23 protein-coding genes and 1 pseudogene are annotated in these 23,918 nt (G+C 52.7%); 10 read left to right on the top strand and 14 right to left on the bottom strand.

Annotation, left to right across the window (positions count from 1 at the left end):
• Window positions 1-95 precede the first annotated feature (95 nt).
• On the top strand, window positions 96-1,157 hold the full coding sequence (splB, locus tag AC0YOA_RS09955; RefSeq protein WP_475786441.1) for a spore photoproduct lyase: 1,062 nt from the start codon (window positions 96-98) through the stop codon (window positions 1,155-1,157).
• Here splB and AC0YOA_RS09950 read toward each other — a convergent pair.
• The 7 genes from AC0YOA_RS09950 to yidD form a co-directional block, all read right to left on the bottom strand.
• Entirely contained in the window at window positions 1,154-1,867 is a 714-nt protein-coding gene (locus AC0YOA_RS09950) for a cytochrome c biogenesis CcdA family protein (RefSeq protein WP_210042015.1), read from the bottom strand. The genes splB and AC0YOA_RS09950 overlap by 4 nt on opposite strands.
• A gap of 79 nt (window positions 1,868-1,946) precedes the next feature.
• Window positions 1,947-2,753, bottom strand: coding sequence for a metal ABC transporter permease (locus AC0YOA_RS09945; protein WP_475768413.1), 807 nt, complete (start codon window positions 2,751-2,753; stop codon window positions 1,947-1,949).
• Between the two features lie 4 nt (window positions 2,754-2,757).
• The gene (locus AC0YOA_RS09940) at window positions 2,758-3,555 is read right to left on the bottom strand and encodes a metal ABC transporter ATP-binding protein (protein ID WP_475786440.1); all 798 of its coding nucleotides are present in this window, start codon (window positions 3,553-3,555) and stop codon (window positions 2,758-2,760) included.
• Window positions 3,556-3,638: 83 nt separating this feature from the next.
• Window positions 3,639-4,607 carry a metal ABC transporter substrate-binding protein gene (locus tag AC0YOA_RS09935; protein WP_475786439.1) on the bottom strand — a complete coding sequence of 323 codons (969 nt, stop codon included), beginning with the start codon at window positions 4,605-4,607 and terminating at the stop codon, window positions 3,639-3,641.
• Window positions 4,608-4,728: 121 nt separating this feature from the next.
• Window positions 4,729-6,762 carry a methionine--tRNA ligase gene (gene metG / locus AC0YOA_RS09930; RefSeq protein ID WP_475786438.1) on the bottom strand — a complete coding sequence of 678 codons (2,034 nt, stop codon included), beginning with the start codon at window positions 6,760-6,762 and terminating at the stop codon, window positions 4,729-4,731.
• 80 nt (window positions 6,763-6,842) lie between these two features.
• A complete protein-coding gene (locus AC0YOA_RS09925; protein ID WP_475786437.1) occupies window positions 6,843-7,097 on the bottom strand; it encodes a hypothetical protein in 255 nt (84 codons plus the stop codon).
• 108 nt (window positions 7,098-7,205) lie between these two features.
• Window positions 7,206-7,484 (bottom strand): membrane protein insertion efficiency factor YidD, encoded by a 279-nt coding sequence (gene yidD / locus AC0YOA_RS09920; RefSeq protein WP_475786436.1) that lies wholly within the window; start codon window positions 7,482-7,484, stop codon window positions 7,206-7,208.
• A 261-nt stretch (window positions 7,485-7,745) separates the two neighbouring features.
• Here yidD and AC0YOA_RS09915 point away from each other — a divergent pair, with 261 nt between their 5' ends.
• The 3 genes from AC0YOA_RS09915 to AC0YOA_RS09905 are packed head-to-tail and all read left to right on the top strand — an operon-like array spanning window position 7,746 to window position 10,830.
• Window positions 7,746-8,738: a Gfo/Idh/MocA family protein gene (locus AC0YOA_RS09915; RefSeq protein ID WP_475786435.1), complete on the top strand. Its 993-nt coding sequence runs from the start codon at window positions 7,746-7,748 to the stop codon at window positions 8,736-8,738.
• Between the two features lie 41 nt (window positions 8,739-8,779).
• On the top strand, window positions 8,780-9,751 hold the full coding sequence (locus tag AC0YOA_RS09910) for an AraC family transcriptional regulator (protein WP_475786434.1): 972 nt from the start codon (window positions 8,780-8,782) through the stop codon (window positions 9,749-9,751).
• On the top strand, window positions 9,748-10,830 hold the full coding sequence (locus AC0YOA_RS09905) for a Gfo/Idh/MocA family protein (protein ID WP_210042043.1): 1,083 nt from the start codon (window positions 9,748-9,750) through the stop codon (window positions 10,828-10,830). The genes AC0YOA_RS09910 and AC0YOA_RS09905 overlap by 4 nt, the downstream gene beginning before the upstream one ends.
• A 154-nt stretch (window positions 10,831-10,984) precedes the next feature.
• Here the strand turns inward: AC0YOA_RS09905 and AC0YOA_RS09900 are convergent, their stop codons facing one another.
• From AC0YOA_RS09900 to AC0YOA_RS09880, 5 genes are all read right to left on the bottom strand, one after another.
• Complete coding sequence (locus AC0YOA_RS09900; protein WP_210042045.1) at window positions 10,985-12,961, bottom strand: stalk domain-containing protein; 1,977 nt, start codon at window positions 12,959-12,961, stop codon at window positions 10,985-10,987.
• Window positions 12,962-13,114: 153 nt separating this feature from the next.
• A complete protein-coding gene (locus tag AC0YOA_RS09895) occupies window positions 13,115-13,336 on the bottom strand; it encodes a hypothetical protein (RefSeq protein ID WP_210042047.1) in 222 nt (73 codons plus the stop codon).
• A 112-nt stretch (window positions 13,337-13,448) separates the two neighbouring features.
• A complete protein-coding gene (locus AC0YOA_RS09890) occupies window positions 13,449-14,624 on the bottom strand; it encodes an ABC transporter permease (protein ID WP_475786433.1) in 1,176 nt (391 codons plus the stop codon).
• Window positions 14,617-15,786 (bottom strand): ABC transporter permease, encoded by a 1,170-nt coding sequence (locus tag AC0YOA_RS09885; RefSeq protein ID WP_475786432.1) that lies wholly within the window; start codon window positions 15,784-15,786, stop codon window positions 14,617-14,619. Before AC0YOA_RS09885 ends, AC0YOA_RS09890 begins: the two co-directional genes overlap by 8 nt.
• Before the next feature lie 16 nt (window positions 15,787-15,802).
• Window positions 15,803-16,747 (bottom strand): ABC transporter ATP-binding protein, encoded by a 945-nt coding sequence (locus tag AC0YOA_RS09880; protein WP_475786431.1) that lies wholly within the window; start codon window positions 16,745-16,747, stop codon window positions 15,803-15,805.
• 180 nt (window positions 16,748-16,927) lie between these two features.
• Between AC0YOA_RS09880 and AC0YOA_RS09875 the strand changes: the two genes are divergently transcribed.
• The 3 genes from AC0YOA_RS09875 to AC0YOA_RS09865 all read left to right on the top strand — a co-directional run bounded on the left by AC0YOA_RS09875 (window position 16,928) and on the right by AC0YOA_RS09865 (window position 19,474).
• Window positions 16,928-18,094 carry a sensor histidine kinase gene (locus AC0YOA_RS09875; RefSeq protein ID WP_475786430.1) on the top strand — a complete coding sequence of 389 codons (1,167 nt, stop codon included), beginning with the start codon at window positions 16,928-16,930 and terminating at the stop codon, window positions 18,092-18,094.
• Entirely contained in the window at window positions 18,091-18,756 is a 666-nt protein-coding gene (locus tag AC0YOA_RS09870) for a response regulator transcription factor (protein WP_475786429.1), read from the top strand. Before AC0YOA_RS09875 ends, AC0YOA_RS09870 begins: the two co-directional genes overlap by 4 nt.
• A gap of 94 nt (window positions 18,757-18,850) precedes the next feature.
• Window positions 18,851-19,474, top strand: a complete 624-nt coding sequence (locus tag AC0YOA_RS09865; protein WP_475786647.1) for a YktB family protein — start codon at window positions 18,851-18,853, stop codon at window positions 19,472-19,474.
• 97 nt (window positions 19,475-19,571) lie between these two features.
• Here AC0YOA_RS09865 and AC0YOA_RS09860 read toward each other — a convergent pair.
• Window positions 19,572-19,819 (bottom strand): annotated as a pseudogene (locus tag AC0YOA_RS09860) (efflux RND transporter permease subunit); the annotation flags it as partial.
• Between the two features lie 360 nt (window positions 19,820-20,179).
• On the opposite strand from AC0YOA_RS09860, the gene AC0YOA_RS09855 reads away from it, so the two are divergent.
• The 3 genes from AC0YOA_RS09855 to AC0YOA_RS09845 all read left to right on the top strand — a co-directional run bounded on the left by AC0YOA_RS09855 (window position 20,180) and on the right by AC0YOA_RS09845 (window position 22,704).
• Complete coding sequence (locus tag AC0YOA_RS09855) at window positions 20,180-20,935, top strand: ABC transporter ATP-binding protein (protein WP_475786428.1); 756 nt, start codon at window positions 20,180-20,182, stop codon at window positions 20,933-20,935.
• Complete coding sequence (locus AC0YOA_RS09850; RefSeq protein WP_475786427.1) at window positions 20,932-21,951, top strand: ABC transporter permease; 1,020 nt, start codon at window positions 20,932-20,934, stop codon at window positions 21,949-21,951. The genes AC0YOA_RS09855 and AC0YOA_RS09850 overlap by 4 nt, the downstream gene beginning before the upstream one ends.
• 87 nt (window positions 21,952-22,038) lie before the next feature.
• Window positions 22,039-22,704 (top strand): TetR/AcrR family transcriptional regulator, encoded by a 666-nt coding sequence (locus AC0YOA_RS09845; protein WP_210042069.1) that lies wholly within the window; start codon window positions 22,039-22,041, stop codon window positions 22,702-22,704.
• 22 nt (window positions 22,705-22,726) lie between these two features.
• Here the strand turns inward: AC0YOA_RS09845 and AC0YOA_RS09840 are convergent, their stop codons facing one another.
• Window positions 22,727-23,917: an MFS transporter gene (locus tag AC0YOA_RS09840; RefSeq protein WP_475786426.1), complete on the bottom strand. Its 1,191-nt coding sequence runs from the start codon at window positions 23,915-23,917 to the stop codon at window positions 22,727-22,729.
• Between the last annotated feature and the right edge of the window lies 1 nt (window position 23,918).

Genomic DNA, 23,918 nt, shown 5'->3' with positions numbered 1-23,918 from the left:
GCAACCTGTAACGGTGAACTTTCCATGTTTGTTGTCTGTCAAGCAAGTGCAAACTAGGCTTGTTCATTCCCGTCCAAAGGAGGTTTATCAATCCTGTGCCTATATCAACGACTGATCGTCCGGACAGCCTTCATTCTTCATTTGTGCCCGAGCTGGTTTATTTTGAGCCCTCCGCGCTGGACTACCCCAAAGGCAAACGTATTATGGAGTGGGTAGAGGCAGCCGGAATTCCCTACCGCATGACGAGCTCGCATAACCGGATAACCAATCTGCCCGGCGAAAGCGAGCTGGAGCAGTATAAAATTGCTAAAAGAACCTTGGTCGTAGGCATCCGAAAAACGCTTAAATTCGACCAATCCAAGCCTTCGGCCGAGTATGCCATACCGATTGCCACCGGCTGCATGGGACACTGCCACTACTGTTATTTGCAGACAACGCTCGGGTCCAAGCCCTATATTCGCGTGTACGTGAATATGGATGAAATTATGCAGGCAGCAAAAGGATATATTGATGAGCGCGCCCCGGAGAACACCCGCTTCGAGGCTGCCTGCACATCCGATCCTGTGGGGCTTGAACCGATCACCGGAAGCCTTCGGGAGCTGATCGAGTTCATGGCTGATGAAGAATACGGCCGGCTGCGCTTCGTAACAAAGTTTCATTATGTCGACTCCCTGCTTGACGCCCGCCACAACGGCCATACACGGATCCGGTTCAGCGTGAACAGCAAATATGTCATCAAGCATTTTGAACCCGCGACATCGCGTTTTGAACAGCGTATAGAGGCCGCAGGCAAGATAGCACGGGCGGGATATCCGCTGGGCTTCATAATCGCTCCCATTATCTGGTATGAAGGCTGGCAGGAAGGATATGCGGAACTGCTGAGCTCGCTTGCGGCAGCTCTGCCCAAGGATGCTTCTGCGGGACTTACCTTTGAGATGATTCAGCACCGTTTCACCAAGACAGCCAAAAATGTGATTGAGCGGCGTTATCCCAAAACCAAGCTGGAAATGGATATCGACAAGCGCAAATATAAATGGGGCCGCTGGGGTCAAGGCAAATATGTTTACCCCGATGAACAGGCAAATGCGCTCCGCATGTTTATCTCGGAGCGCATTTTTGAACATTTTCCCGATGCCACTATTGATTATTTCACCTAGAACTTGAGCCAATCCGGCGTTATGCCGTTCAGATAGATGGTAATTTTGGTCATCTGGTCGGTAAACAGCAGCAGTCCCATCAACAGCATGACCGATCCGCCAATCTTCATCATAATGCCGGAATAACGGACAATGATGCGTGTAGAGCCGATGAAAAAAGCCAGAACGAAGAAGGGAATCGCAAAACCCAGGGCGTAAGCGGTCGTTAATTCAAACCAGGTGCCGGGCTCGGACGCGGCAAGCAGCAAAATGCTTGCCAGGATCGGGCCTGTGCAGGGCGACCAGCCTGCCGAAAAGCCGATTCCGAATATAAAAGAGGCCAAATAATTGGATTTGCCCAGCTTCATATTCATCTTCCGTTCCTTCAGGAGCACTTTCGGCTGAATAATGCCAATCAGGAACAACCCCATAAGTATAATAAGCACTGCCGATAATTGACGGATCAGCGTCTGGTACTCGGAGAACAAATCGGCAAATGCATTCGTGCCATATCCAAGCGTGTAGTAAACAACCGAAAAACCCAGTATAAAAAACAGCGTATGGGTCATCGTCCGGATGCGCACTTCCCTGCCGGGACGCTCGCTGCGCAAATCGCTTACCGATACACCCGTTATGTAAGACAAGTAGGAAGGATAGAGCGGCAGGCAGCAGGGGGAGATGAACGATGCAATACCTGCGCCGAATGCGGCCCACATGGTAACTTCAGACATGAAATTAGCCCTCTCTTAAATAAAAATGTGTGTATTCCCAAGGCTTTTACAGTGTCAGTTCCTTATTTAAATTGTGTCGTTATGCTGCAGTAGACCTGCCTTTGAACGTTAAAAGCAGCAGCAGCACCGCAATCAGCAGCAGCACGATAGTGCCTCCAGGAGCCAAATTCCAGACTCCCGCGATCAGCAGCCCGCCAATGACAGCCAGCTCCGCAATTACCACAACAGCGATGACCGATTGCCTGAAGCTGCGGGCTATAACAAGACTGCAGGCCGCGGGAATGGTAAGCAGCGCCGACACCAGCAGTGCGCCGACAATTTTAATCGAGACGCTGATCACCAGCGCCGTCAGTATGCTGATCATAAAGTTGAAATATCGGGTTGGCAGACCGCTGACCGCTGCGGCATCCTCATCGAAGGTTAGCAGAAACAGCTCCTTGAAATGAATGCGGACAGCCACAAGTACGATAACTGTAACGACTCCAATTAACACCAGATCAATCGTATCGAGGGTATAAATGCTTCCGAACAAGTATCCGCTGACACTGACATTGAAGCCTTTGCCCAGCGTAAACAGCAAGGATGCCAGCGCCACGCCGCCCGACATAATAATCGCTATGGACAGCTCCGCATAGGTTTTATACGCCTTGCGCAGCTTCTCGATGGCGAAGGTTGCAGCCAGCGCGAAGACAAGGCCGACGCCAATCGGATAAACGCCGATCAAAAAACCAAGCGCCACACCGGCAATCGATACATGGGCCAAAGTGTCGCCAATCATGGCCAGCCGGCGGAGCACAAGGAACAGTCCCATCAGAGGCGCCGTGACCCCAATCAGTACGCCTCCGACCAAAGCCCGCATAAAAAACTCGCTTGTTACAATATCCAACAACCTAAACGCCCACTTTCCCTCTCTCCATCGAATCACGCAGGCCCTTTAAGCTGTGGGTCAAATTCGTTTCCACGCAATTTTCCAGCTCATGGGAATGCTTCACATAGAATTTCAACTTTCCGCACTCGCCCTTGGGCTCCTGACCCAGATAAGACCGTATCATCTCCATATCATGTGAAACCATCAGGAAAGTAATGTTATGATGCTGATGCATATGCTTGATGAGATGAAAAAAATCCTGCTGCGTCTCGGAGTCGATGCCCACCGTAGGCTCGTCCAGAATGAGCAGCGCCGGATTATTGATCAGCGCTCTTGCCAAAAATGCCCGCTGCTGCTGGCCGCCTGACAGCTGACCGATCCGTTTAGCCGCTAAATCATCTATATTCATAGCGTGCAGTGCTTCATCGCATTTGATTTGATCGGCTTTGCTTACCTTGCGGAACAGTCTGCTGCCGCTGTACAGGCCCGATAACACCACTTCACGGACCGTCGCCGGAAAAAGCGGGTTAAAGGAATTTTTCTGCGGCACATAGCCTACACGGCTCCAGTCCTTGAACTCCTTGACCGGTTGGCCAAACAGCTTGATAGAGCCGCTGCCCGGCTTCAGCAGGCCGACAATCATCCGCAGCAGCGTTGTCTTGCCCGCCCCATTGGAGCCGATCAGGCCTACAAAATCCCGCTCCTGGACGCCAAAGCTTACATCCTCCAGCACGGGCTTGTTTTCATAGGAAAACGAGATATTCGACAGTTCAATCACATTCTGATGGCAAAAGTTTGGTTTGCCCTGTTCCAATTGCATTTTAATCACTCCCCAATACCGCTTAATGCCGCCTTCAAATCCGGAAAAATCCAGTCATCCCGCTGCGGGGTAAGCTCCTTCTACTATTGTAATGCTTGCAGAAGATTTTGCAAATTAAGCTCCATTAGCGAGAAATAGTCATCGCCCTTCTTCTCCTGCTCCGGCGTAAGGCCCTCCAACGGGTTCAGCACCATCGTTTCGGCATCCGCTTCTCTCGCCAGCGTCCGGGCAAGCTCATCGGAAACGAGCTCCTCAAAGAAGATATATTTGATCCCGTGCTCCTTGACAAATTTCGAAATTCTCAGCAAATCCTGAGCTTTGGGCTCCGCATCCGGCGACAGGCCCATAACGGCCACCTGATTAAGACCATAATCGCGCGCCAGATACCCGAATGCCTGATGAGAAACCACAATATCCTTGTTTGCCGCGGCAGCCAGCTTCTCTGCATATTCATGATCAAGCGCAGAAAGCTTATTCGTAAGGGACGCATAATTCCCCTCGTACTTCTTTGCATGGCTCGGGTCCGCTTCCACGAGGTGATCGCGAACGGTTCCCGCCATCAGGATCATCGATTTGGGACTAACCCATGTATGAGGATCGAATCCGCCTTCATGGTCGTCATGGGCTTCTTCCTCTCCCGCATGCTGACCATCCGCTGCTGTCTCCGCCGGTATCAGCTTAATGTCCCGGCTCGCAGCCACCGTAACCAGCTTGCTGTCTTTGGACAGCCCTTTGAGAAAATCATCCACCCAGCCTTCAAGTCCCGCTCCGTTATAAAAGAACAGCTGCGCTTTGGATACCGTATCCAGATCCCGGCTCTTCGGGCTCCATTCATGTGGTTCGACACCGGCAGGGATCATATTAATGACATTGGCTTCTTCGCCGCCGATCTCCTTGGCCAGAAAATAAAGCGGATAAAAGCTGGTGACAATATTGACCTTATCCGCCACCAGCTTGCTTCCCGATCCGGTGCAGCCCGTCAATAAGAAGACGATTGCCGCGGTCAACAGCAAAATATGGCTTCTATAATAGTATGATCCTATCCGTATCATTTCCAGACACCCCAAGCCTAATATTCGTAAACATTACTGATAGATTATATAGACGAAGATACTGGGCTGTCAATGACAAACCGCCTGGCGCGGGCTGCACCAGGCGGTTTGCTGTTCATCGTTATTTCACAATTGAGCCATTCTTCATATTGTCCGGCACAGTCGCAAGCGTCAGCTCGTCGCCGTGCGAAGCGGCCAGGATCATGCCCTGCGACATTTCGCCGCGCAGCTTGACCGGCTTCAAATTGGTGACGCAAATCACTTTGCGGCCAACCATCTGCTCCGGCGTATAAAATTTCGCAATGCCCGAAACGACCTGCCGCTGCTCATACCCGAGATCCAGCTGCAGCTTCAGCAGCTTGTCGGCATTCTTCACCGGCTCTGCCGCGATGACCTCCGCCACGCGCAGCTCCACTCTGGCGAACTCGTCAATGGCAATTTCCTCCTTGGGCTCAGGAGCCTCCGGCTGCTCTGGCACATCTGCCCCTGACGATTGGCTGCCGCCGCTGCCCGCCTGCTCCGGAGCATCCGGCCCCTGCGGCGCTGCTTCAACTGCAGCCGTGGCTGTCCCGCCGTTCATCGCCGCAGCGATGAACGCCGTTTCTTCTGCCGCATCCAGGCGCGGGAAGATCGGTCCCGCCTTCCGGACTCTCGTCCCCCCTGGCAGCAGTCCAAACTGTCTCGTGCTGTCCCATTCCGTGAGCGTTCCGTCCTCTATGCCCAGTTGGCGGCGAATCTCGATCGGCGCGTTCGTCAGGAACGGCTGCAGCAGGATGGAGATGATGCGCAGTGATTCCGCCAGATGATGCATAACCGAGGCGAGCTCGCTGCGTTTATCCGGATTCTTGGCCAGGGCCCACGGCTGGGTTTCATCAATATATTTGTTCGTCCGGCTGACAAACTGCCAAATAGACGAGAGCGCCACGGAGAACTCCATCCGCTCAATGGTTGCTTCCACCTGATCGACGGTCGCCGCCGCCAGGTCAGACAATGAAGCGTCAAAATCGGTGACATTCCCTTCATAGCCGGGGATTTCACCGTCAAAATATTTCTCGATCATCGCTACAGTCCGGTTCAGCAAATTCCCAAGGTCATTGGCCAGATCAAAATTGATCCGTTCCACAAATCCTTCCGGCGTAAAGGTCCCATCAGCGCCAAACGGCACTTCGCGAAGCAGGTAATAACGAAGCGCATCAAGACCGTAACGGTCGATCAGCGTGACGGGATCCACGACGTTGCCTTTGGATTTGGACATTTTGCCATCCTTCATGAGCAGCCAGCCGTGGGCAAATACCTTCTTCGGCAGCGGGAGATCCAGCGCCATCAGAATAATCGGCCAATAGATCGTATGGAAGCGTACGATCTCCTTGCTCATCAGATGTACATCGGCCGGCCAATACTTCTCGAATTTGCTGGAATCCGGTGTCAGGTAGCCCAGAGCGGTAACATAATTGAGCAAAGCGTCAATCCAGACATAAATGACATGCTTGGGATTTCCTTTGACCTTGATGCCCCAATCATAGGTTGTACGAGATACGGCCAGATCCTCAAGACCCGGCTTGATAAAGTTATTGATCATCTCGTTCTTGCGCGATTCCGGCTGAATGAAATCCGGATTTGCTTCATAATACGAAAGCAGTCTGTCCACATAATTGCTCATTTTGAAGAAATAGCTCTCTTCCTTGACCAGCTCCACCGGCCTGCCGCAGTCCGGACATTTGCCGTCAACCAGCTGGCGCTCCAGAAAGAAGGATTCGCATGGGGTACAGTACCAGCCTTCATACATGCCCTTGTAGATATCCCCCTGCTTCAGCAGCTTGTCGAAGACTTCTTCTACAACCACTTTATGCCGCTCATCCGTGGTCCGGATGAAATCGTCATTGGAGATGTCGAGCTTCTTCCACAAATCCTTGATCGTCACCACAATATCGTCAACAAACTGCTGCGGGCTCTTGCCCTTCTCCTGCGCTTTTCGCTCAATCTTCTGTCCGTGCTCATCCGTTCCGGTCAAGTACCATACATCATACCCGCGCAGCCTTTTGTAGCGGGCAATTGCATCGCCTGCTACTGTGGTGTAGGCATGGCCGATATGGAGCTTGTCGCTCGGATAATAAATCGGCGTTGTGATATAAAACGTTTTGTTTGCTTCGCTCATCTGAATGACCTCCTTGTAAATCTGCTTCATCTCTAACCGCACTGCCGATGATCTGTAGCCTGAAAAACACAAAAAAAGCCTCATCCTCTATGGGACGAAAGCTTGTCGCTCACGCGGTACCACCCAAATTCCTTTCCCCGAAGCAGACCGGGAAAAGCTTCATTAGCGCCGTCCATTCGCGGACAGGCGTCTTCGGGCCGATAACGCTGCCGATGCGCCGCCCCCTTGCCGCAGCTGACTTTAAGCTGACGGTTCGAAAGCAGATTCTCCCGGACCATTTTCTGCAGGATGCGCCTTGCCGGCTTCCACCTGTTCCGGCTCTCTGTGAAGGGCATGCACTGTATACTTATCCGTTCATTGAATATCTGATTTGATGGCTGTTGAACAAGTTGATTTTTTGACCCATGAATTCATTCATATACAGCAATTTCTCTTGAATCAAACTATACCGAATCCGGCTTGCGGATGTCAATAGCGCCGGGTACTCGCCGGGCTTCAAGCTCTTCTCTCGTTGGCGGAACATGGTCAATGCCGCCGGGATGAAACGGATGACAGCGGCAAATGCGCTTAGCCGCAAGCCAGCTGCCGCGCAGGGGACCGTGCTTGTCAATCGCCTGGAGGGCATATTCCGAGCAGGTTGGGTAAAATCGGCAGGTAGGCGGCTTAAGCGGAGAAATAAATTTGCGGTAGGCTACAATCGGTGCTTTTATGACTCTGCGCATTGGCTTGCTCCTCCTAATTTTATCCCAACGTTATTCTTCCATAATGACGGAAAAAGGGCTTTGCGTCAATTCAGACAGAGGCCTCCTGTGATGATTATGACCAAATGTCGTAATTTTGCAGTTCAATTGTCACCTAAACACATTTTAGACCGTTTTCATTTGTGTTAGTGTAGCGTTGTGTCGCATAATTAGAGGATGAAAAACTAAGAATAGACGACACAGCATCTGGAATCAGATGCATATATGAGGAGGAATTAGACGATGATCCGCGTTGCTATGCTCAGCTATTGGCATGTACATGCCTGGGATTACACCAAACAAGTGCAAGAAAATCCAGGTACCGAAATCGTTGCAGTCTGGGACGAAATTCCAAGCCGCGGCCAGGAGAACGCCGACAAGCTCGGTGTTCCATTTGTCGCTGATTTGGATGAGATACTGGCAAGAGCCGATGTTGATGCGGTTGTTGTCGATACACCGACGAACATCCATCGTGACGTTATGGTGAAAGCGGCCCGTGCCGGCAAACATATTTTCACCGAGAAGGTCATTGCCCCTACATTGAAGGAAGTCAACGAAATCATCGCAGCGGTTAAAGAAGCCGGCGTGAAATTGACCGTTTCCCTGCCGCGCCTGAATGACGGATACACATTGGCCGCACAAGAGGTTCTTGCCAAAGGGCTGCTCGGCGAACTGACCCAGGCCCGTGTCCGCTTGTCCCATAGCGGCGCAATCGCCGACTGGCTTCCTCAGCACTTCTACAACCTTGAGCAATGCGGCGGCGGCGCTCTGATCGACCTTGGCTGCCACCCGATGTACCTTGTCCGCCTGTTCCTTGGCCTGCCGCAGAGCGTAAACGCAACGTTTGGTTATGTTTCCGGCAAAGAAGTAGAAGACAATGCAGTGGCAACGCTGCGTTACGAGAACGGGGCAGTCGGCATCGTGGAAGCTGGCTTCGTCAACAGCCATTCACCTTTCTCAGTAGAAATTCACGGTACTGAGGGTACCCTGCTTTATGGATTGCCGGATGAAGTTGTCCGTGTCCGCAGCAACAAGCTTAATAAGGATGAATGGGTGACCATCGAAATGCCAGCAAGACGTACGGCTGCATTTGACCAATGGGTGGAGCATATTCAGAATGATACGATCGCCGAGGAAAACATCGGTCTGGCCATCGATCTTACTAAATTGATGGAAGCTGCCAACCTCTCGGAAGCCCAGAAGCGCCAAGTAAAGCTCTCCGAACTGGCTAACTGATTGATCCGCGTTTGAAGTTCAGGGAAAGGACTGGTGATGGAATGGCAAAGCCGTTTGCTTACGCGCTGATGGCCGAGAAAATGGATGCGATTGACCGGCTGGATATTCAGTTCCGCTGGGGCGGATACGGCTTTCGCGTCCATCGCTGTCATTTGACCTCCTTTCCGGCAGGCAAAATCATCCGGTTCCACAAGCATTCGGAATATGAATTTCACTTCATACCCCGCGGAAAAGGGACGGTTGTTCTGGAAGACGGCTCCTTTCCCGTACATGAAGGCCAATTCTATCTCACAGGTCCGAATGTGATGCATCAGCAGGAGGCCGACCAAAGAGAAGCGATGGATGAGCTGTGCCTGCATATCGACATCGTGCCTCTTGAAGACGGAGAAGATGCCCAGTGGGGGGAACGGTGGGAGCGGCATGAGGCCCGGATGTGCATTCACGCTCTGGACGCCCTGCCTCTGGCTCCCCTGACCGATCAATACAATGCCATGGCATGGTTCCTGACCGCCTACAGAGCCTGGCATGAAGGACAGCCCGGCGCTTACTCCACCATCAAGCAGGCGGTTATCCAGATCCTGCTGCGCGCTTCCCGCCTGTCATCAGAACCTACGGTGACCTTCGAGCCGCCCAGCCGCAATATGAATGAGCACCGGTTCAAGATCGCCACGCAGTTTATTCATGACAATTACGCCTCCCCTCTTACGCTGCAGGAGGTCGCGGAACGCATCCCCATCAGCGGCCGTCAGCTGCAGCGGATTTTCCGGGAGCAGGGGGCGGAATCGTTCAGTGCTTATCTGGAAAACTACAGGCTGAACCAGATCTGTTCGGCAATCATGGAGGGTGCAAGCCCTATCGACCAAATTGCCTTGGAGCATGGCTTTGCCAGCGGCAATTATCTCTACTATGTGTTCAAGAAAAGATTCGGAATGACACCCAAGCAGTTCAGGACCCATCAAGCGGCTGTCGATGCGTCGAGGCCGGAAAACAAAGGAGATCGGAACCACTTATGATTAAAACCGTTCGAATCGGCATTATCGGCAGCGGCGGCATCGCTCACGCCCACGTCAGTCAATACAAGAAGCTGCCCGATGTGGAAATTGTCGCGGTTGCAGATGTTGTGCCAGGCAAAGCGCAGCAATTCATCGATTCGCTTTCCCTCGAGAATGCGCAGCCTTTTGAAGACCACCGCAAGCTGCTTGAATTGGACCTGGACGGCGTCAGCATCTGTACACCTAACGTCTCGCATCATCTGACAACTGTGGACGCCCTGCGCGCCGGCAAGCAGGTGCTGCTGGAGAAACCAATGTCGGTTACCTTGAGTGAAGCTGTGGATATGGTCCAGGCTGCACGGGAATCCGGCAGCATGCTGACCATCGGCTTCCAGCCGCGCTATGACCCCAATATGAAGCTGGTACAGGATATTGTGCAATCCGGCAAGCTTGGAAAAGTCTATTATGTGGAAACCGGCGGCGGACGCCGCAGAGGGATGCCAGGCGGAACGTTCATCCGCAAGGATCTGGCAGGAGCCGGGGCGATGGCCGATATCGGGTGTTATTCGCTGGATATGGCTCTGAATGCGATGGGCTATCCGCGTCCATTGACGGTATCCGCTTATACATCCAACCATTTCGGCACCAATCCTCTGTACCATAAGGAGGCCGACCGCTTCCAGGTTGAGGATTTTGGCGTTGCCATGGTTCGCTTCGAGAACGATCTGGTGCTGCAGTTCAAAATTTCCTGGGCGATGCATATGGACTCGCTGGGTTCAACCCTGTTTCTGGGGACGGACGCCGGCCTGAAGGTCGAGCCCTTCGGAACGGGCAACTGGTCCGGTGTATGGGACGGCAAGGTTGGCAGCATGACGATGTTCCATGATTTCATGGGTCAGCAGACATCCACTCCCGTACCGGTGATCGAGCATTCCAAAGAGCTGTTCTTCGAGAAAGTACGCGATTTCGTCGATGCGGTCCGCGAAGGTCTGCCCGCCCCGATTCCCGGCGAACAGATCCTGATTCAACAGGCTATTATTGACGGCGTGCTCCGGTCTGCCGAGTTGAAACGCGAAGTGTCCATTGAGCTTCCTTACTGATCAGTGAGCTTGATACATGTGAATACATGAAATAACAAGGCCTGCTCCCCTTGCAGATTGATTCTGCTTGCGGGAGCAGGCCTTGTTAACTATAAAGAAGGAGGCGCCCATCTCGGGGCGCCTCCTTCTTTTACAGCTATTTAATACGAATTATCTAAAAGCGCTTGGCAGGCAGTGGCAGAAACAGCATGGCGATAGGCAGATTGCTTCCTGCCGCAATTGTAAATACAATTTCAACCGATTCGGCGGAATCGCCTGTTCGGTACAGCACAGCTGCGTCTCCGTTGCCCCTTAGAGCGCCGGTGTTCGTTGCCTGAACGACCTGACCATTGACAATGAAGGCGCCGGTATACATGCCGCCCCGGGGGTTAAGCGCGATCAGGGTATGAGGAGCCACATGCTGCAGTCTCATTTTGTACAGAACGCCGAAGTTCCCGGTATTGAGCTCGAGCTGTCCCGTAACCTCGTCAATTCCATCCGTGTAGGAGTCCATCGTACGGTCGCCGAGCATAATGCGCTCCGGCACCTCGCCCAATGTATCGGACATTTCAATAGCCCGGTTTGCTTTGTTGAAGGTACCGCGGACATGAACATCGTTGCGCTCCATGATACTCAGGTTTGGCATCTCTTGAATCGGGTCTTTGCCGGAAGCCACGACCACTACACGGTAGGTCAGCTCTTTGTCCGCATACAAGTCCGCGTAAGCAGTAAAGACATCGCTTTGCTTCAAGGCGACCTTGGATATTTCCGGAAGCAGAGTAACGGATTGACCCGGCTTGATCGTGGTAGTCGTCGGCGCCGGGTTGGCGACCAATGAATTCATATAACGCAGAACCGCCATCTTCCCGGACCGATCCACATGCGGATCCGGCCCGCCAATACCAACCGACCCTGTATTTACGTTAACCGATGAGTTGTTATTATTGGTCGCCACAAGATAGATCTTAACTGGATGTCCGATACTGTTCACATTATGGAACATGAAGCGAACCTGCCCCGTCAATTGCGATACATAGGCAATACCTTCATTCAGAAGAATTTCGGGACTGTTGCTTCTTACAAACTGGGATCCCTCATCTTGAATTTTGTAAGGCAGTGCAGGGAAATTCAGCACCGAGCTTCCGTCAATCGGAATCATATCGCCAACTTTTTTGAACAGCTTGTTATATTCATCCTGCGTATAAAGCACTTCGCTCGTGACGTTGATCGTTTGCGTGATGGAATTGGTCAGTCCTTTGGAGTCTTCCACTTCCAGTGTGACGGTCTTTGGTCCCGCCTCGAAAAACACTTCACTGTTGCCGGTCCAGGTTCTACGGACGATATCATTGTTATCATCTGTGCTCAGGTCCGTATAATTAACCTTCTCGCCGATCCGGTACTCCGGCTTCTCCGTTGTGAAGTTTGCAACCGGAGGCATATTCTGCGGTTTAACCTCAATCGTGACCGAGTACGGATCACTCCACAAGCCATTCACATCCTGAACCTGCCTTGTAATTGTGTAGGAACCGGCAGTTGGGAAAACATCCATTCTTCCGGTGTAATAGTCCTGCACGTAGGGCTGGCCGCTCGGGTTGGTAGATTTATCGATATAGTTCACTGTCGTCTCCCCGGCGATGATTTCGCCCGGCTCGACGGCAAAATCCGCCGTAGGCTGCTTGAGCACATTCCAGGAAAGCGTAATTTGCTTGCCGCTTAAGACCAATGTGCTCTCAGCCAGATTCGACCATGTCCGGACCGGAACCATCAGGGAACCGTTCAGGATATAGGGAGCAATCGCAATCTTGACAGGCAGGCCGTCACCATAGACAATGGTGCTGCCGATTTTAAAGATAAGATCATGGTAATCGTTAGCGGCCGTAACTTCTTTGGTAGCCGCGTTATAAGAGACCTTGTAACCGTAAAGCGCGGAGATGGAGCTCAGCGCGATGAATGTTGTACCATTTTGCAAAGTAACCGGCTGCACCGAATTCATGGTGACGCCATTATGGACCATTACCTTGCTGTTCATTTGCAGAATGAGCTGATCAGACATTTCTCCTGCAGCCGACACGGTTGAATTGGAAACGTTCGCAAACGGCATGATCAGGAAAGATAAAATAAGCAGCCATTTTAATGATTTAAACGATTTCATTCTCTATCTCCTTCAATTCTCTGAATTATGTCAGCCCCTTCGCCAGATTCACCCCAAGCAAAAGGCCACCAGCAAGCTTTCATGACATGTTTAACGCTACGTGTCAGGTAAAAGTTGCGTAAGAATTGTAAACAGACAAGAATTGGACACAAACTAGCCATTCACTTTCATGTTCATTACAAAGCTGAAGGCCATCCCGATAAACGCCAGCACCGTTAATACAGCCCATATGGAACGGTTGCGCAGAGCTCCGCGAATGCGCTGCTCGGCCTTCTCCTGGCGCGCCAGGGTAACGGAACGGTGACTGAATAAAAGCAGGATCAAAAAAGCCACAAATAACATATTGACCACAAACCAAATCTGCTGCCACATCATAACGCATATCTCTCCCTTTTCAACAATACGTTTCGAATGTAACGTATTCACAGCGGGAAAGCAACCGGGAGGAGCGGTGAAATAGTGGCTATTCCGGGAATTCGGGATCTTTTCAGGCAGCACTCCGGCTGGGCTGCAGAATATAGGCGCCGAAAGCGAGCAGCACAGCTGCGAACAGCAGCATAATCCCAAGCGGAAGCAGCGTATCTGTAAGTGTACTGCCGAACGCCATACGGCTTAGCGCCTCCATCGCCCATTTCTGCGGTATGAAATTGGCCAGCTTCTGCATGAAGTCCGGCATTATGCTGATCGGCCAGAAACATCCTCCCAGCATGCAGGTTGGCGTAACGACAAGATTGTTTAGCTGCGAGAGCTGATCCGTATTCCGCACAAGACCGGCGACTGCGGTCGCGAGTCCTATAGTGGCAAGCAGAAAACATTCCAGGATGATGAGATGAGGGAAGAATCCGATTCCGTAATCGTATCCGATTATAAACCGGCTGGCTGCCAGTACGATAACAAGCTGAATCGTACCGACAAGCATGCTGCCGATGAAATTGCCGAGCGCGATTTCGTAGCCGCGCAGAGGAGCTGCAAACATGCGCGCCATCGTTCTTTTCTCGCGGTCCTCCATGACGACCTGTACGGATTGGCTGATCGCGAGCATCATAAACATGAGCATAATGCCATTAATAAGCACATTGAAGGGCACGCTGTGCTTCCCTTCGGCAGATTTCAACGGTTCTATCCCGATATGATGATTATTCTGTTCGCTCAGCAGACGCTCCAGCACCGGCGCTTTCGATCCTTCCCCGGCCAATGCGGCCGCTTGCGTGAATGCTGCTAGTTGTGCTGCCTCTGCGGACAGCTTCTGCTCTATGGCGGCATTCCATGGCTGGACCTCTTTGCGCAGCAGCCTCACCTGTGGCCGTCCGCCTTCTTGAAGCTTCGAGGAAAAATCAGCGGGAATGTATATGCCCAGGTCCGCATTCCCCTCCTTGACAGCATTGTTAAGCTCATTCTCGCTTTTCCATTCGCCGGAGATCACGTTGAGCGGTTGTTCACCTTCTGCAGATGAGCTGCGGGCAGCTTGAACGAGAACATCGCCAAGCGGACCGCTGTCGGCATTCCAAACCGCAACTGCATGCTCGCTATCCTGATGAGAAGAGCCGAAGATACCGACAATCCCCGAAAGAACTACCGCCGGAAGCAATACAAGAGAGATAAAGCCTTTGCGGTGACCGATCGTTCTGCGAATCATCGAACCGGCAATAATCAGACTATGCATCCAAGCTCACCACTTTCTTCATTCGTAATAAGGCGATCGTCATCAGGACTGCGGCAGTAGCCGCAAGAATCCCGACACCCTTCCAGACGAGCATCCCCGCTTCGCCGTCCATTAACCGGCCTATGGTGACAACAGCCCAATGATTAATCGTGAAGCTGCCGATTCTCTTAATCCCCTCGCCCAGGTCCGCAATCATTCCTCCGCTCAGGAAGGTCATCAGTACTGCCAGAGTTGAAAATATCGATTGGGTCGCCCTCTTGGTCTTTACAATGGAAGCGATAATGAGACTGAGTCCGATTGCGCAGGCCGAGGTAAGCAGACAGACAACCGCCAATTGACCGAGCCGGCCCCCCCAGTCGACACCGTACACCAGCCAGGAGAACAAAATAATAATGGCCGCTTGAATGGCCGCAAATATTATAATTGAAGTCAACCTGCCCGCAAGGATCAGCCCCCAGCGCTGAGGCATCGAATACAGGCGGCCAAGCGTCCCGCTCTCCTTCTCATCCAGCAGAGAAAGGGCGGCGGACATGCCGGAGTACAGCAAAAACATGATCAGATAAGTGCCCGCATAATATTGAATCGCTGATACTTTACCATATTCAGAGCCCCCGCCTCCCACCAGCTCGGCCGTTACAACCGATTGATCGTGACGGAAAGATTCTGCGGCGGAATGATTCTCTGAAGCTCCACCATACCCGGCCATAACAATGCCAATGGTTTGAGCGGTTTGGATCGAACCGAGAAAACGGTTCAAAATGGACTCTGCCACCTGATTCTCCAAATCATCGGGCCCAGGGTAGCTCTTCCACTGTGCGTTCCCTCCGGACTGCACAAGCCCGGAGAAATTAGCCGGAATTTCGATCCCGTAATCGGCCCCGCCACCCCTGACCCGATTAAGGAGAACTTCTTCCGAATCCGCAGAGTCGAAGATGGCGTATCCGGTGAGCGCCGGGTCCCCGGTAAAGGTTTGCAGCGCGGCGTTCATTTCACCTTTATCCGCATTGTATATCACAATTTTGACAGGTTTCATTTCACCGCTTAAAGCACTTCCCAGCAGGAAGATAAGCAGCAAGGGCAAAACAAGCATGATAACGACAACGGATTTGTTCCGGATATAACGCAGGAAACCGTAGTATGCGGTATGGAACCAGATTTTCATTTCCTTCCCTCCCTTCTTATGAGCGGTCCCGAAGCGAACGGCCTGTGAGCTGCAGAAACAGCGTCTCCAGATCCGGCTCAATCCGGGTCAGTTTACTCAGGCCAATCCCGTGCTTATGCAAAATAAACAGCAGATCCTGCAGCGCCGTCGCGGACTCCTCAAGCACAACCTGGAGTGTACGCGGCTGGGTTTCCTCGGCTGATTTGATGCAGGGATGCCGGGCGATTTCTGCCATGGCTTCCTCTGTTATCCGGTCCACTTCCAGAATCAGCTGTTCATCCTGGCCCATCTGCCTGCGCAGCTCTTCCTTTGTTCCCGATACGATAAGCCGGCCGCGGTCCATAATGCCGACTCTTGTGCTGATGGCTTCGACCTCTTCCATGTAATGGCTCGTATAAATAATGGTAGAACCCAGTTTATTGAGGGTGCGGACCGACTCCAGAATATGATTGCGGGACTGGGGATCGATCCCCACTGTCGGCTCATCCATAATAATCAGCTTCGGACGGTGCATGATGGCGCAGGCGATATTGAGTCTTCGCTTCATCCCGCCCGAGAATGTGCCCGGCTTGGCTTTGGCCTTATCCTGAAGCCCGACAAACTCAAGAGCTTCGGCTACCCTCTCCCGCAGCAGCTTGCCTCCCAGACCGTACAATCTGGCAAAAAAGGTTACATTCTCGGCAGCTGTCAGAGAATCGTAGATCGCCAGATCCTGCGGTACAAGACCGATCCGCCGTTTGACTTCCAGCGGGGCCTTGCGGACAGAGTAGCCTTCAACCGTAATATCACCGCCATCAACGGACAGAAGTCCCGACAGCATATGGATCGACGTGCTTTTGCCGGCGCCGTTGGGGCCAAGCAGCCCGAAGATTTCACCTTCATGAATGGCAAGCGACAAATGGTTGACAGAAAGCGTCGTATCATATTTCTTAACGACTTCCTTAAAATGGACTAAGCTCATCGTGTATCCCCTCTCCATTATTCCTCATGGCTTTATTGTAAAGGCTGCTGGCTCAAGGCGCAGGTCAATAAAGTCATGAAACCAATATGACGAAAGTCATTTTCTTCCGTTCTCCCTGCCTGATTGTGACAATCCTTATGTTATAATGAAAGAACTGAATACGCCGGAGGCGCTTGTCGAATGTCGCAGCTGCTGCAATGGTTAAGATATTTGTTGCTCTTTGTTCCCGCAATCGTAACCTTGTTGACCGTGCAGGTCGAATCCCCGAGCTGGTTCACCCTATATGTGCTGCTTGGCCTCTTGATTCTGAGAGTCGGGGAGCTCTACCCTGAGGCCGCTAAATGGATGATGGCTGCCGAGCTCATCGGGTTCAGCTTGCTTGCCTACGAGACGCAGGGTCTTATGTTCATGCTTCTGTACTCCAGCTTAATCGCTGTTTTTGTCAAATTCCGCTCGCCACAGGCCATGTCCTTTGCCGTTGTGCTTGGCGCGGCTCTGCTCGGTATATGCATGCAGCACCGGCCGATCGAGCTTATCTGGACGGCCTTGATATTGTGGTTTGCAATAGCTGCCGTTCTCCATACCGCCAGCCGGATGGCCGATAAGCGGCAGTATGTGGAATCGCTTTATGACGAGCTCAACCGCAGTCATGAAGAGCTGGAGCAGGCGCGCAGACGCCTGGAGGAATATGGCGCCCAAATCGGACAATATGCGCAGGCCGAGGAACGCAGCCGGATCGCTACGGATATCCACGATGATCTGGGACATCGCCTGATCCGCCAGAAAATGATGATGGAGGCGGCCTTGCAAGTATATGAACAGCAGCCGGAACGGGCGTATACGCTGTTTGGGCAAGTCCGCGATCAGATGGAAGACAGCATGGAGCGGATGCGGCGCACCGTCCGCCGCCTGTCTCCCGCCGATACCCGGGATACACGGCAATACGCACTGGATCAGCTAATCGCCGATGCGGGCAGAGAACTGGGAATAACCGTGACCTTTGCCGTAGAGGGTCAGCCGCAGCCGATGTATCCCAGCATGGAATATGTACTGTTCCGCAACGCCCAGGAGGCCATAACGAATGCTGTGCGGCATGGCGCGGCGAGAACCGTGAATGTCAATCTGGATTACAGGCGGCATGAGATTGCATTGACGGTTGCTAATGACGGCATCCTGCCTGAGGAACCGATCACGCAGGGGCTTGGTTTTCGGGGTATGAAGGAGCGTATCGTGATGCTTGGCGGCCGCATCGACATCTCGACAGCTCCTGCTTTTGCCATAACGACCATACTCCCTCTCTCAAGCGCCGTTCGTCAAACCTTAACAACACGGAGGGATTATCCTTGATAAAAGTGTTGATCGTCGATGACGATCCGTTTATTCGCGAGAGCCTGCAGGTGATTCTCGATCTTGATCCTGAGCTCACTGTTGCCGGCACCTGTCCGGATGGCCATGCTGCCTTCCAGTATGCAGGCGAACATCCCGTTGACGTTGTGTTGATGGACATCCGGATGCCCGTCTGCGACGGCGTGGAGGGAACGCGCAAGCTGAAATCGCTGGCGCTTCCTCCCGCGGTGCTTATCCTGACTACCTTCGACGATGATCAATATATTATTGAAGCGCTGCGAAGCGGCGCCAATGGGTATCTGCTGAAAAATGTGCCGCCAAGCCGGATCGTTTCCAGCATCAAGACCGTTCATGAAGGCTCCCTGCTGGTGCATCCCGACATCGCCCGCAAGCTTGCCGGTCTTGTCGGCACCGGATCGCTGCCCTCCTCGCAAGCTTCGGAAGAAGCGGAGGCTCTCCGCCAGAAGCAGCTCGCAGACATGGGACTGACACCGGCTGAGCGGCATGTCGTGCAGCTCATCGCGGAGGGAAAATCCAACAAGGAAATAGCGGCCGTATTGTTTTTTAGCGAGGGTACCGTCAAAAATTATATTTCCGTTATTCTCGGCAAGCTGGAGCTTCGCGACCGCACGCAGATTGCAATATTTTACTTGAAGATGTAACGTGGTAGGGGCAGCAGGTTAAGCCGTGGCTCTTCTTACGGTTACACTTGAAGCATAAAGAAAGGGACGATGAATCGTGACAGAGCAGCAGATTATGACCTTTGACGGCTTTACAGCCGAAGATTTTGACGTATTCGAAATTCCGGGACTGGAAGCCCGCATGGAGGCTTTAATCGAGCATGTCAGGCCCAAGCTCCATCAGCTCGGCGAACGCCTCTCCCCTGTATTAAGCGGGCTGTGCGGCGAGACGATCCATCCTCATGTGGCCAAGCATGCCAGACGAACCATTAACCCGCCCATTGATACATGGGTCGCATTTGCAGCGAACAAGCGCGGCTACAAGGCCCATCCCCATTTTCAAATCGGCTTGTTCAACTCCCATATGTTCGTGCAGTTTGCGATTATTTATGAATCCGACAATAAATCGGTTTTTGCGGAACATGCGCTCAAGCAGCTCGACGATATTATGAGGCATATTCCCGCCGAGTATGTCTGGTCTGGCGATCATATGATTCCCGGAGGCGACAAGCAGGGAGAGCTCGGACGGGACGGCCTGATCAAGCTGTTGGAGCGGCTGCGGACGGTTAAGGCATCCGAGGCGCTGTGCGGCATTATCATCGATCGTGAGGACCCTTTGCTGAGGGATGGCGAAGCCTTCATCGATAAAACCATTGAGACCTTCAAGACCGTCCTGCCTCTGTACAAAATGGCGCTTTAACTTGAGCGTGTCGCCATAGAACAATGACAAAACCCCCAAATCACGTTTAGCTGTGATTTGGGGGTTCGTGCTTGTGCCCGTTTTATAAACGTATTGATTATGCTGCCTGCTGGGCCTCTACGCCATCACGCTGGCGCTTCGATTTGCGGAAGAAAAACAATTCATAAATGCACGGAACAATGATGAGCGTCAACAGCGTCGCAGCCGCCGATAACCACGATCGCGAGACTCTGGGAGACGATGCTGCCGCTCTCCGACGAGCGGCAGCATCGCGGAAATCGTTGCGATTGCGGTCATGATGATCGGGCGCATCCGCGTAGCCGCCGCTTCGATAAGCGCCTTTTTTCCCCCGCCTATAGGCTGACCTGCTGTACGGCCCAAGGTGGATCATAGCCCCTAAAAATTTACAAGATTCATACACAGATTTAATAGAGCGCTGATGTTGACGGTCTACAATAAATAAAGTCATAAGCAAGGAGGTGAATAATAAATGTATTATGAAGAGGATCGTGTACCGTTCGATGAGCCGGATCAAGTGACCGAGGAGAAAACGAAAGAAAATAAGGACGACAAAGAAGCCATTGTCTAACGGACAGTGCTTTTTTTATTTCTTTCAATAAGAGTGATTACTCACTTTACAATATTACCAAACGAGATGTATGATGAATGTGAGTAATCACTCATTTCATTGAAGGAGAGTGTCTTATGACAGTTGAATCCTCTTCCCTTTCCGGCGGCGAGCCTGCAGTGGAGCTGAGCCATGTAATTCGCCGCTTCGGTAAAAGAACTGTGCTTGACGGAATTACAATGACAGTTGAACCCGGCGAGCTGTTCGGCCTGCTCGGCCCGTCAGGCTCCGGCAAGACGACCCTTGTGAAGCTCATTACCGGCATTGACAAAGCAGACGAGGGATCCGTAAGGATGCACGGGCAGCCGATGCCCAGGCTGTCCATGCTGCAGCGCTTCGGCTACATGGCGCAATCCGATGCGCTTTATAATGAGCTGACCGGCAGGGAAAATCTCGTCTTCTTCGCGTCGCTGTATGGCCTTCGCGGCATTCACAGGAACAACCGCATTCGGGAAGCGATGACAATCGTCAATCTTCTCGATGATTTGAACAAACCGGTTGCCGCCTACTCCGGCGGGATGAAGCGGCGTTTGTCGCTCGCGATTTCGCTGCTTCACGAGCCTGAGCTGCTCGTTCTCGATGAACCGACTGTCGGTATCGATCCCATGCTGCGGCAGTCCATTTGGCAGGAGCTTACCGCTATGCGGGGGCGCGGGACCACGATTATTCTGACTACCCATGTCATGGATGAAGCCGAGAAATGCGACCGTCTCGCTCTTATCCGTGACGGGAAGCTGACCGCAGTGGATACGCCTGAAGCCATCAAAAGCAGAACGGGAAGCCAAACCATTGAGCAGGCCTTCATAGCTCTTGGCGGAGGTGCGAAATCATGAAGATACGCGCGCTTGCCATCCGGATTATCCGCCAGTTTCTGCGGGATAAGCGCACGCTGGCCCTGCTGTTCGTTGCGCCGCTGCTTATTCTGGTGCTGATGAAGCTGGTCTTTAACGGCCAGTCTGTTCAACCCCAGCTCGGAACGCTGCATATCCCCCAGCAGCTTGCTGCACAGCTTGCGGCTGCGGATGCCCATATAACCGTATATGAGGATAAGGCGTCCGCCGAGTCAGCGCTGGAAGATGGCGAACTCGATGCCATTCTGGATTGGCAGGAAGGCAAGCCTTCCCTGCGCCTGGAGGGAAGCGACCCTTCCGAGAGCCGGACGGTGCTTTTCCTGCTGCAGCAGGCGGTCCAGACTGCGGACCCTTCATTACAACCGGCTGTTTCCTATCTGCATGGCAGATCTGATATGTCCTCCTTCGATTCTTTCGGACCCGTGCTGATCGGCTTCTTCTCCTTCTTCTTTGTTTTTCTCCTGGCCGGTGTATCCTTCCTGCGGGAGAGAACAAGCGGCACCCTGGAAAGGCTGCTTGCCACGCCGATCCGCCGTTCCGAAATTGTCACCGGCTATTTGGCCGGATTCGGATTGTTCACTTTGCTCCAAGCGGCCCTCATCGCCTGGTTCGCCATCGATGTGCTGGGACTGTATATGGACGGTTCCATCTGGCTTGTGCTGCTGATGAATCTGCTGCTGTCGCTGACGGCCCTGACACTCGGTATCCTGTTATCCTCTTTTGCCGGGAGCGAGTTCCAGATTATTCAGTTTATACCGCTCGTTATTGTGCCGCAGGTGTTCTTCTCCGGCCTGTTCAATCTGGATGCCATGGCTCCCTGGCTGCAAAAGCTGAGCTATATCATGCCGCTCTATTACGGTGCGGATGCGATGCGCGGAATTATGATCCGCGGTGCAGGCTGGTCCGATATTCAGCTTGATGTGTACGTGCTGCTTGGCTTCTCCATTTTGTTTGTCCTGCTCAACGTTCAGGCGCTGCGCAAGCACCGGGCCATTTAACAAACCCGTCCTGCTGTGATATGATCGGACTTGATCATGGAACAGCTGTTCCGACTTCATTTCTGGCTTTGAGGAGTTGTCCGTACGATGAAAGAGACGATGGAGCAATGGTTTGCGGAGCTGGAGAAAAGCGAGGCTGAAGCGGTAAAAATGACCGAGAAGCAGTCCAAAATCCTGCAGGCAGCCATTGAGGTTTTTGCCGAGAAAGGCTTCGCGGCGGCTTCCACGAATGAGATTGCGCAGCGTGCCGGTGTTGCAGAGGGTACGATTTTTCGCCATTACAAGACCAAAAAGGATCTGCTTCTGTCCATTGTCGCTCCGGTTATGACGAAGCTCATCGCCCCTTTTGTGCTGCGCGACTTCAATAAGGTGCTCGATGTGGATTATGACCGGTATGAGCTATTCCTGCGCGCAGTGATCGCCAACCGGATCGAGTTTCTGCGCAACCATATGAATGTGTTCAAAATATTGATTCAGGAAATCCCATTCCACCCCGAGCTTCAGGAGCAATTCCGCAAAAATATATTGAGCAAGGTGCTTGAGCGGATGAATCTGATCGTGGACAAATTCAAATCCAGGGGACAACTGATGGAAATCCCCAACTTAACGGTGATTCGTCTGACAATGTCCGCGATTATCGGGTACGTCATCACGAGGGCTTATAATGAAAACCGTGAGGATGCGGGCTGGGACGACGAATTTGAGCGCGAAGAAACCATTTCGTTTATCATTCGGGGACTGAGCATAAAATAAAAAACAAAGACGCTTCTCCGGCCTATACCGGGGGAGCGTCTTTTGCTGGAACATTCTTGGGCTGGGCCATCCGGAACCGCAGCAGAAGCAGCAGTGCCGCGAGAGACAGAAGCCCTCCTGCCAAATAAGGCAGCTTCAGATCAACCGTGAACAGGAAAGCGCCGAATAATGGCCCGATAATCCGGCCCAGACTGTCCATGGAGGAGCTAAGCCCTGACGCGACACCTTGTCCGACTGTTGTCTTCTGTGTAATCAGCGAGGTTACGCAGGGGCGGATCAACGCATTGCCGATGCCGAAGATGGCCAGATAGACCGTTGCCGACACCAGGGAATGCGACGTGATCAGCAGCAGAAAGCCGACTGCGGAAATCACCAGACCCGCGGCGATATATTTGGGCTCTTCCCCTTTGCGGATCCGTCTGCGGACCACACCGCCCTGGATGAGCGCCCCGACCAGACCGCATACCAGGAACATGATGCCGACCTGCAGCGGCGTGACATTAAAGCGTTCCATGCCGAAAAGCTGCAGAGTCGCCTCAAGTCCCGCAAGCGACAGAGAAACGAGCAGGGCGAGCAGATACAAATATTTCACCGATCCCGTGAAGGCGCTCCAGCGGGATGGCTTATGTTCGCCGGCAAGCAGCCGCAGATCGGGCGTCAAGGATTCCGGCAGCTTGGTCACCGCTAGCATGAACGTCACCAGAGAAAGACCCGCCGCTGCAAAAAACGGCGTATTATCCGAAACCAGGCTGAGAAGCCCACCCACGCCAGGTCCAATTGTAAATCCAAGGCCGATGGACATGCCCACAAGCCCCATGCCGCGTGTCCGTTGATCCGGAGGCGTGATATCGGCAACATACGCGACAATAACGGATGTCACCGCTCCGGAGAAGATTCCCCCGAGCACCCTGGAAGCATACATAAGCGGCAGGCTGCCGTCCGCGATTCCGAATACGAGGAAGCTGGCCGCGAAGCCCAATACGCCAATCAGAATGACCGGGCGTCTGCCGATACGGTCGGACATGCCTCCCCAAAGAGGAGATACAAGGAACGACACGGCCGAATAGACTGACAGCATCATGCCCGTGTGGAACTCGACCGAATCCGGGCTGGTTTCCTTAACCAGCTCAGGCAGGACAGGAATAATAATGCCAAAGCCGATGAACGTTGTGATAAGCATAAGCATGACGATTAAGAGTCGTTTGTCCTTCATT

It is taken from the genome of Paenibacillus sp. JT22N12 (genome assembly GCF_056269365.1).
Note: the sequence above shows the minus strand (reverse complement) of the source record. Positions and strands in the feature narration are given on the sequence as shown.

What these genes read in the sequence shown, in the direction of transcription:
- AC0YOA_RS09950 (WP_210042015.1), bottom strand. Translation starts at nt 1,867, where the DNA reads ATGTCTGAAGTTACCATGTGGGCCGCATTCGGCGCAGGTATTGCATCG.
- AC0YOA_RS09940 (WP_475786440.1), bottom strand. Translation starts at nt 3,555, where the DNA reads ATGCAATTGGAACAGGGCAAACCAAACTTTTGCCATCAGAATGTGATT.
- AC0YOA_RS09935 (WP_475786439.1), bottom strand. Translation starts at nt 4,607, where the DNA reads ATGATACGGATAGGATCATACTATTATAGAAGCCATATTTTGCTGTTG.
- metG (WP_475786438.1), bottom strand. Translation starts at nt 6,762, where the DNA reads ATGAGCGAAGCAAACAAAACGTTTTATATCACAACGCCGATTTATTAT.
- AC0YOA_RS09925 (WP_475786437.1), bottom strand. Translation starts at nt 7,097, where the DNA reads ATGCCCTTCACAGAGAGCCGGAACAGGTGGAAGCCGGCAAGGCGCATC.
- yidD (WP_475786436.1), bottom strand. Translation starts at nt 7,484, where the DNA reads ATGCGCAGAGTCATAAAAGCACCGATTGTAGCCTACCGCAAATTTATT.
- AC0YOA_RS09915 (WP_475786435.1), top strand. Translation starts at nt 7,746, where the DNA reads ATGATCCGCGTTGCTATGCTCAGCTATTGGCATGTACATGCCTGGGAT.
- AC0YOA_RS09910 (WP_475786434.1), top strand. Translation starts at nt 8,780, where the DNA reads ATGGCAAAGCCGTTTGCTTACGCGCTGATGGCCGAGAAAATGGATGCG.
- AC0YOA_RS09905 (WP_210042043.1), top strand. Translation starts at nt 9,748, where the DNA reads ATGATTAAAACCGTTCGAATCGGCATTATCGGCAGCGGCGGCATCGCT.
- AC0YOA_RS09900 (WP_210042045.1), bottom strand. Translation starts at nt 12,961, where the DNA reads ATGAAATCGTTTAAATCATTAAAATGGCTGCTTATTTTATCTTTCCTG.
- AC0YOA_RS09895 (WP_210042047.1), bottom strand. Translation starts at nt 13,336, where the DNA reads ATGATGTGGCAGCAGATTTGGTTTGTGGTCAATATGTTATTTGTGGCT.
- AC0YOA_RS09890 (WP_475786433.1), bottom strand. Translation starts at nt 14,624, where the DNA reads ATGCATAGTCTGATTATTGCCGGTTCGATGATTCGCAGAACGATCGGT.
- AC0YOA_RS09885 (WP_475786432.1), bottom strand. Translation starts at nt 15,786, where the DNA reads ATGAAAATCTGGTTCCATACCGCATACTACGGTTTCCTGCGTTATATC.
- AC0YOA_RS09880 (WP_475786431.1), bottom strand. Translation starts at nt 16,747, where the DNA reads ATGAGCTTAGTCCATTTTAAGGAAGTCGTTAAGAAATATGATACGACG.
- AC0YOA_RS09875 (WP_475786430.1), top strand. Translation starts at nt 16,928, where the DNA reads ATGTCGCAGCTGCTGCAATGGTTAAGATATTTGTTGCTCTTTGTTCCC.
- AC0YOA_RS09865 (WP_475786647.1), top strand. Translation starts at nt 18,851, where the DNA reads ATGACCTTTGACGGCTTTACAGCCGAAGATTTTGACGTATTCGAAATT.
- AC0YOA_RS09855 (WP_475786428.1), top strand. Translation starts at nt 20,180, where the DNA reads ATGACAGTTGAATCCTCTTCCCTTTCCGGCGGCGAGCCTGCAGTGGAG.
- AC0YOA_RS09850 (WP_475786427.1), top strand. Translation starts at nt 20,932, where the DNA reads ATGAAGATACGCGCGCTTGCCATCCGGATTATCCGCCAGTTTCTGCGG.
- AC0YOA_RS09845 (WP_210042069.1), top strand. Translation starts at nt 22,039, where the DNA reads ATGAAAGAGACGATGGAGCAATGGTTTGCGGAGCTGGAGAAAAGCGAG.
- AC0YOA_RS09840 (WP_475786426.1), bottom strand. Translation starts at nt 23,917, where the DNA reads ATGAAGGACAAACGACTCTTAATCGTCATGCTTATGCTTATCACAACG.